At 63.8% G+C, this 279-nt stretch carries 1 protein-coding gene; it reads left to right on the top strand.

The genetic code is table 11. The annotated features are described in order from the left end of the window. Nucleotides 1-279, top strand: a 279-nt coding sequence (locus EN859_RS37715; RefSeq protein ID WP_135913778.1) for a VOC family protein, incomplete at both ends; no start/stop codon positions are given.

Raw genomic sequence — 279 nt, 5'->3', positions numbered from 1 at the left:
GCCGAATTGCCCGTAGCTGACCAGGACCGCGCCAAGGCGTTCTATACCGAAAACCTTGCGTGCCAGGTCATTGCCGATCACCCGATGGGCGATGGTGGCTGGCGCTGGGGCGAGGTGGCTTTTCCCTTCGCGGTCACCAATCTGCATTTCATCAGGCGCGCCAATGCGGTACCGAGCGCCGAGTCGGTGCTCGTCCTGGTCGACGATGATGTCGAGGCAACGGGCGCGTCGCTCAAGGCCAAAGGCGTCGAGATCGTGACGGAACCGCAGGAAGCGCCG

Source organism: Mesorhizobium sp. M00.F.Ca.ET.216.01.1.1 (genome assembly GCF_004010325.2).
Taxonomy (GTDB): domain Bacteria; phylum Pseudomonadota; class Alphaproteobacteria; order Rhizobiales; family Rhizobiaceae; genus Mesorhizobium.
The sequence above is the reverse complement of the archived record's forward strand: the minus strand, read 5'-3'. Positions and strand labels throughout refer to the sequence as shown.